9 protein-coding genes and 1 tRNA gene are annotated in these 6,486 nt (G+C 55.6%); 2 read left to right on the top strand and 8 right to left on the bottom strand.

Annotated features, from left to right (window positions below):
* Nucleotides 1-738 (bottom strand): hypothetical protein (locus tag ACXJJW_RS10450; RefSeq protein ID WP_456475688.1); only part of this gene is annotated, 738 nt, incomplete at its 3' end.
* A 17-nt stretch (nucleotides 739-755) separates the two neighbouring features.
* Entirely contained in the window at nucleotides 756-1,037 is a 282-nt protein-coding gene (locus ACXJJW_RS10445) for a hypothetical protein (RefSeq protein ID WP_456475687.1), read from the bottom strand.
* A gap of 59 nt (nucleotides 1,038-1,096) precedes the next feature.
* On the opposite strand from ACXJJW_RS10445, the gene ACXJJW_RS10440 reads away from it, so the two are divergent.
* The gene (locus ACXJJW_RS10440; protein WP_456475686.1) at nucleotides 1,097-1,474 is read left to right on the top strand and encodes a CBS domain-containing protein; all 378 of its coding nucleotides are present in this window, start codon (nucleotides 1,097-1,099) and stop codon (nucleotides 1,472-1,474) included.
* Between the two features lie 30 nt (nucleotides 1,475-1,504).
* Here the strand turns inward: ACXJJW_RS10440 and ACXJJW_RS10435 are convergent, their stop codons facing one another.
* Genes ACXJJW_RS10435 through ACXJJW_RS10415 form a run of 5 tightly spaced genes read right to left on the bottom strand, consistent with a single transcriptional unit; the run spans nucleotide 1,505 to nucleotide 5,049 of the window.
* The gene (locus tag ACXJJW_RS10435) at nucleotides 1,505-1,684 is read right to left on the bottom strand and encodes a hypothetical protein (RefSeq protein WP_456475685.1); all 180 of its coding nucleotides are present in this window, start codon (nucleotides 1,682-1,684) and stop codon (nucleotides 1,505-1,507) included.
* Between the two features lie 3 nt (nucleotides 1,685-1,687).
* Complete coding sequence (locus ACXJJW_RS10430) at nucleotides 1,688-2,092, bottom strand: Zn-ribbon domain-containing OB-fold protein (RefSeq protein ID WP_456475684.1); 405 nt, start codon at nucleotides 2,090-2,092, stop codon at nucleotides 1,688-1,690.
* Nucleotides 2,093-2,101: 9 nt separating this feature from the next.
* Nucleotides 2,102-3,256, bottom strand: coding sequence for an acetyl-CoA acetyltransferase (locus ACXJJW_RS10425; RefSeq protein ID WP_456475683.1), 1,155 nt, complete (start codon nucleotides 3,254-3,256; stop codon nucleotides 2,102-2,104).
* Between the two features lie 3 nt (nucleotides 3,257-3,259).
* The gene (locus ACXJJW_RS10420) at nucleotides 3,260-4,300 is read right to left on the bottom strand and encodes a hydroxymethylglutaryl-CoA synthase (RefSeq protein WP_456475682.1); all 1,041 of its coding nucleotides are present in this window, start codon (nucleotides 4,298-4,300) and stop codon (nucleotides 3,260-3,262) included.
* A 14-nt stretch (nucleotides 4,301-4,314) separates the two neighbouring features.
* Nucleotides 4,315-5,049, bottom strand: coding sequence for a helix-turn-helix domain-containing protein (locus ACXJJW_RS10415; protein WP_456475681.1), 735 nt, complete (start codon nucleotides 5,047-5,049; stop codon nucleotides 4,315-4,317).
* A gap of 111 nt (nucleotides 5,050-5,160) precedes the next feature.
* Here ACXJJW_RS10415 and ACXJJW_RS10410 point away from each other — a divergent pair.
* Nucleotides 5,161-5,234: transfer RNA gene (locus ACXJJW_RS10410), tRNA-Pro, on the top strand.
* A 44-nt stretch (nucleotides 5,235-5,278) separates the two neighbouring features.
* Here ACXJJW_RS10410 and ACXJJW_RS10405 read toward each other — a convergent pair.
* The coding region (locus tag ACXJJW_RS10405) for a cell wall-binding repeat-containing protein (RefSeq protein WP_456475680.1) at nucleotides 5,279-6,486 on the bottom strand (1,208 nt) is incomplete at its 5' end.

The following is a 6,486-nucleotide window of genomic DNA, read 5'->3' as shown; positions in this document are numbered from 1 at the left end:
TACTGCGCTCTCCCCCTTGATCGCCTCCACCGCCCTAAAAGCCTCTTCCACCCTCTCTGCTTCGCCCTTCAGCAGGAAGGTCCTTGAGCCCTCGCCGCCTCCGAGTCCACCCGCTCCCATCACGCTGGCTTCAACTTTGAAGAGAATTTCGAATGCTTCTATCTCTGTAATCACCTCTCCCGCCACAGGGAAAATGCCCACAGGGATGCCTGTGGAGCGGGATATAACCTCTATGCCCGCCTCCCTTGAAATCTCATCCACAGAACCCGGAATCAGCTTCTCCAGGGTTACAGGGATTATTATATCGATGCCTCTCGCCTTGGCGATGCCGTAGACGCTTGCTATTGTTCCGCCAACCTCACTGGCAAGCATAACACCTGCTATGCCCCTCGCATCCAACGCATTGGCGCCTTTAATAAGCACATCTCCCGGCTTCATCCTGTTTACCACAGAGGTGACACTTTCCTCTATTCTCCTCCCCTTCTCAATGACCACCTCCCTGAGGCGCACAGCCTTGGGCGCAACACATGTGCCCCGTGCATCCACAAAGCCGGCGATATACCGCCCTTTCTCAAGCTCCTCGCCGAGAATCTCCTCAACCACGTAGGCATTGGTCGTCCCCAGCCCTACTGCAACCACCCCATGCTTGAGCGCCCCCCTTACCTTGGGGTGCTTCGCAATCGCCTTTGCAACCAGCCGCTTTGCCTCCACCGGAGTAAGGGTAACCTGTGCCTTCATCTTAAACCCCTCACCAATCATGCCTGCCTCTCTGCAATGTGGTCGATTCTGCAGCCGGTTTCTTCTGCCAGCTTTTTGATAATCTCCACCGCCCTCTCACGTTCTTCCTCCGGGCCCACAAGATAGAAACGCATTATAGATGGCATTTTCTCCTCTATTCCCGCCTTGAGTGCAGCGAAACTCACCTCCACGTGCATTACCTCAACATCCACATTGCGGAGCGCCTTTTCCAGCTTGAAAATCACCCCCTTTTCAAGAATGTGCCCCACCATCCTTATCTCAGTCTTTGGCTCCAGCAAAATATCACCTCTAAAGTTTTATATCTCCAGGCAAATATAATCCTTGCGCAGGTGTGATTATGAGGAAACTCACCGCCAGGGATATAATGATTACAGAGCCCCTGACAATCTCGCCATCCGAATCCGTGGCTCGCGCTATGCTTGAGATGACAGTTCACGGGATAGGGGGTTTGCCGGTTGTCGAAAAGGGAGAACTTCTGGGAATGATAACCCACCGCGATCTAATCCTCACCGGTGGCAGTGCAGAGGAGCTCAAGGTCAGGGAAATAATGAGCACCAGGATTGTTGCACTCGACCCAGAGACGCCGGTAAAGAAGATTGCAGAGATAATGAGAGACACCGGTTTCCAGCGCCTGCCTGTGGTGGAGGGGAAAAGACTGATGGGACTGGTTACCCAGAGCTGCCTGATAAGGATGCTTGCCGAAACCCTGGAGTAAACCAAAAGGGGTTGCCCTCAGAAGGAAAATCTACCCCTTGTAAAAGCACGTTCCGGCAAGGAACTGCTCACAGGTGCGCCACACCTCTCTTGTGCTCCAGCCGTGCTCACATACATGGTAGATGCAGCACATCCTACAGGAGTCGCGCTCACGCTGGCAGTTTACCTTTGCGTAGTCCTCATCGTTAGCTGTGCATAGCAGCTTTTCCATCTCTCACTCCTCCTTTGCGGGTCTAAACTTGAAGCCGTAGTAGATTAAGCCTGCCTCTCCATCTTCCTGAATTTTGCGAAAGACACTCTCAACCTTCATGCCAATTTTAACCTCTTCCAGACTAACATCGACTATCTGTGCTGTTACCATCGCCCCTTCCTCAAGCTTCACCAGCGCCATTATGTAGGGTGCCTGCCTGTCAAAACCCTCGGGCGGGGTGTGAATAACAGTATAGCTCACCACCTCGCCCCTGCCGTTTAGCTTGAAATCCTCAAGCTCACTGCGCCTTCTGCAGTTAGGGCAAAGGTTGCGCGGCGGGAAGTAAACCCTGCCGCATCGCCTGCAGCGCCTGCCTATGAGATTGTACCTGCTCTTCATGTTGCGCCAGAAACGTGGGATGCTGTTCATAATATCACCTCACTTCTCAAGGATGTGCACCGCCGCCGTGCCGCCGCTACCGCCCACGTTGTGGGTCAATCCCACATCCGCATCAACCTGACGCTTCCCTGCCTCGCCTCTGAGCTGGAGCACCACCTCAACCACCTGTGCAACACCCGTAGCGCCGACGGGGTGCCCCTTTGCCTTGAGCCCGCCGGAGGTGTTCACTGGTATTCGCCCGCCTATTGCAGTTTCTCCCTCCTCAGTGGCCTTGCCTCCCTTGCCAATTTCCACAAAGCCCAGCCCCTCAATGGCGAGAATCTCGCCAATGGTAAAGGCATCGTGAACCTCCGCCACCTGAATATCCTTCGGCTTGCGCCCTGCCCTTGCATAAGCCTCCTTTGCGGCATTAACAGTGGCGTCGGTGACAGTTATGCACCGCCTGTCGTGGAGCGCCATTGTGCTCGACGCCTGCCCACTGCCCGTGATGTAAACCGGGTTGTCCACAAATTCCTTTGCCCGCTCTTCGCTTGCCAGCACCACGCACGCGGCGCCGTCAGTTATGGGAGAGCAGTCCAGCAGGCGCAGCGGGTCAGCCACAAGGGGCGAGCGCAGCACATCCTCGACGCTAATCCTGGCATGGAACTGTGCATAGGGGTTGTGCATGGCATTCTTGTGGTTTTTCACGCTCACCATGGCAAGCTGCTCCCTTGTTGTGCCGTACTCATGCATGTGCCGCCTTGCAATAAGGGCATATAAGCCCGGGAAGGTCATCCCCATGAATGCCTCCCACTCGCTGTCGCTGGCCGTGGCGAGGGTCTGAGTGGTCTTCTCAGTAACCACGTCGGTCATCTTCTCAACGCCACCCACCACCACAAGGTCATGGAAGCCTGAGAGTATGGACATAACCCCCTGGCGTATTGCCAGCCCGCCAGATGCGCACGCTGCCTCGACGCGCGTCGCTGGAATCGGCGTCAAGCCGGCGTGGTCCGCAATCAAGCAGGAGATGTGCTCCTGGTCAACAAATCGCCCCCCTGACATGTTGCCCACATAGATCGCCTGGATATCGCCTCCATCTATGCCAGCGTCGTTAATGGCCATTGCACCCGCCTCAACAAAGAGCTGGGAGAAGCTGGTCTCCCAGAGTTCGCCGAACTTGGTCAATCCCACACCTATAACTGCAACTCTCTTCATAATCTACACCTTTATCTTCTTCCTGAGCTTCACATAGGTCGCGTAGTCGATATATTTCCTGTCTGCGATGAAGTCCTCAACACCCGGCGCCAGGCCACGCTTCTCCTCTATTGCGTCTTCCACAAGAACTGCAAAGGCATCACTTCCGGCACCAGAACCGAAGGAGGTTACCAGAATCCTGTCTCCCGGCTTTGCCACATCCAGCACCTTTGCGAGCCCGAGCAGGGAAGAACCCGAGTAGGTGTTGCCTATCCTGTCTACCAGTATGCCCGGCTCCACCTGTTCGCTGGCGAAGCCCAGCTTCTTGGCCACAACTCTGGGGAACTTGCCGTTTGGCTGGTGGAATACGGCATAGTTGAAATCCTCGGGCTTGAGGCCAAGCCTCGTCATAAGCCCATGGGCGGCGCTGTAAACATGCTTGAAATAGGCAGGCAAGCCTGTGAAGCGTCCTCCGTGGCGTGGGTAGGCCTGTCCCTCCCGCCGCCAGAAGTCAGGGGTATCTGTGGTGTAAGAATAGGTAGCCTCTATACTCGCAACAAGCTTATCTCTGCCGATTACAAAGGCTGCACCCCCTGCGGCGGCGGTGTACTCGAGGGGGTCACCGGGCGCACCCTGTGCCGTATCTGCGCCTATCGCAAGGCCGTACTCTATCATCCCGGAGGAGACCATGCCCATACAGGTCTGCACGCCTGCGGTGCCAGCCTTGCATGCGAACTCATAGTCAGCGGCGGTCAGGTCAGGAGTAGCCTCTATCGCCTCGGCAACTATCGTCGCTGTGGGCTTAACCACGTAGGGATGGCTCTCTGAGCCCACGTATATTGCGCCTATCTGCTCCCCCTCCACCTGCGCTCGCTTCAGCGCATTTCGGGCAGCCTCCACTGCTATGGTCACCGCATCCTCGTCCAGCGAGGGCACAGCCTTCTCGCCGATTTTAAGCGAGGATTTTATAACCCTGGCGTTGCTGCCCCATACGCGGGCGATCTCCTCAACCTTTATCCTGTACCTGGGGATGTAAACCCCGTAACCTGTAATACCAACCTTCACGTTGCCTCACCTTTTCAGCTTGTTTTTCTTCTGAGCTCTCTTATTAACTCATCGCTGCTCTTGTGATGGGAGAGTATAACGGGTATGCGCTCCTTTTCAGCTATTCTCACCCCGAGGGTGTCGACGCTCTTAAGCCCGTGAAGCACAACAATGCCCGGTTTTATTGTGGAGACACGTATGGCTATGAAGGGCGACCTGCCACTGCTGACGCGGGTAAATACGAGCGCCCTCTCAGAGGTTAGTCCATATATCTTCAGAAACTCCTCAGCCGAAAGCTCCAGTATCGCGCGGGGAGAGTCCAGCACAGTATAGCCATAGATATACTTATCCAGAAGCTCGGGGTTAGCGACCACCTCACCGGCTGTAACGTCAACAAGCTGCGAAGCCCGCATCGGCGTGGCAAACTCACGTATGTCGAGAATGGCGTCGGTCTTGATTTCGTTGCCCAGCATGCGTTCATATGCACGCAGCACCTTGGAACCGCGCTGCTCATCGAGGTTGACAAGCGCCTCAACTATTCGCTTAACCACAACCACACCCGGAGAACGGCGACGCCCGCTCTCGTAGTCGCTTATCACCGAGGTGCTCACGCCGAGTGCCTGTGAAAGCTCCTTCTGGGTTACCCCAAACACCTCACGCCACTTCTTCAGGGTCATCGCAGGCCTGGGGGAGAGTACCACCTCGCCTGCGATTTTCACCGAAAGCTCCTCGCGTATATCCATGTCATCCGCCTTCCTTTCATTTCTCATCCGCCTATATAACAATTTCGGCAAAAGGAGTGTACGGCAACGGCGATTGCCTTACCTGCAGATGCACAGGCTTATATTTATGTTGTTAACTTTTGAGATTCTTCCACTTTTGGGGCTGTAGGGTAGCCTGGTCATCCTCGCGGCTTCGGGAGTCGTGGACCCCAGTTCGAATCTGGGCAGCCCCATCACCCTCTCCCAAAACTTCTCTCTAAAAAACAGAAGGATTCCCTTACTCCGTCATGAGCTCCCTAATCGCCTTCTCTGCTTCCTCCGTTATGCCTGTGAGGAGTACCCTCTTCACCCCGTTCGTCTTGTGCTGCGTGAGGTACTCCCTCGTCGCTTCTGGCACCTCACCGCCCTTAACGTAGACAATGGGAGCCCTGTAGTAATCCGCGAGCATTGCCGCGGTTAAATCAGGATTAATACCATCTGTCACGACGATGGTGTCTATATCCTGCACCTCCTCGATAGCCGTTGCGATTCTCACTGCGGTCTCGTACCTATCTGCACCCTCTATCCTCGTAACCTCGGGAAGCAATGCAGCTACCTCATCGCTCACCGCCACGGGTCCGCCGAGTATAATGGTTTCCTTCGCGCCTAGCCTGCTGAGAGCATCCCCTGTTACCATGGGTATCTCCCCGGGCTTGACCAATAGGATGGGCGCCTTCAATGCCCTGGCATAGGCAACAGCCGCAAGGGAATCAACTCCGAGGTCACCCCTGGTAATGATAACCCTATTCGCCATGGAGTATTTCTGGAGGACCTTCTCAGTGGCTATGGTATACAGGTCTTCCACTCCTATAATCGTCTTCACAGGAGACGCCAGCTTCATATCCAGCTCCTCAACCATCACCTCGCTGGTGGGGACATGGCCCAGGCTGCCAAGGACCCCGGCGAGCTCAGCCGGAGCAACATGAAACTCCCTGCTGATGTAGAGGAACTGACCCACCAGATCAGCGACACCCTTTGGTGTAACATCCACCACCTGAACAACGAGCCCCGGCGGAACCGCAGCGCCACCTCCTCCGCCTCCTCCTGTATCCAGAGGAGAGGACAGGCTGACAGTGAAGTACCTCGATGCCGAGCCCCAGTTGCCCATGGTGTCATTGGCATAGACCACGATATTATTAGCCCCCTCGGAGGCGGTTATCGTGGTGTTCGGGGTGAAAGTGACGTTAGAGGCGCCGTTCAAGCTGTACAGCCAGGCCGAGATCGCCTCGTCAGCCGAGACGTTCAAAGCAATCGAGGTGGACGAGTAAGTGGTATTAGAGGGTGAGACTATGGTTATGGAGGGTGGGGTGTCAGCCATGGGCGCGAAGACGCTGAAGCTCGTCAGGTTCGCATAAACGTAGTTCTCAACCGTGTTAACGCCGTTTGGCGATGGCGCCTGGCTCCAGGAGCCGTTGTACTCCCACATCCGCAGCGAGCTCTCAACCA

The sequence above is a fragment of the Candidatus Pyrohabitans sp. genome (genome assembly GCF_054014795.1).
The sequence above is the reverse complement of the archived record's forward strand: the minus strand, read 5'-3'. Positions and strand labels throughout refer to the sequence as shown.

Excerpts from the sequence above, each read along its gene's own strand:
- ACXJJW_RS10440 (WP_456475686.1), top strand. The coding sequence starts at position 1,097 with ATGAGGAAACTCACCGCCAGGGATATAATGATTACAGAGCCCCTGACA.
- ACXJJW_RS10435 (WP_456475685.1), bottom strand. The coding sequence starts at position 1,684 with ATGGAAAAGCTGCTATGCACAGCTAACGATGAGGACTACGCAAAGGTA.
- ACXJJW_RS10430 (WP_456475684.1), bottom strand. The coding sequence starts at position 2,092 with ATGAACAGCATCCCACGTTTCTGGCGCAACATGAAGAGCAGGTACAAT.
- ACXJJW_RS10425 (WP_456475683.1), bottom strand. The coding sequence starts at position 3,256 with ATGAAGAGAGTTGCAGTTATAGGTGTGGGATTGACCAAGTTCGGCGAA.
- ACXJJW_RS10415 (WP_456475681.1), bottom strand. The coding sequence starts at position 5,049 with ATGAGAAATGAAAGGAAGGCGGATGACATGGATATACGCGAGGAGCTT.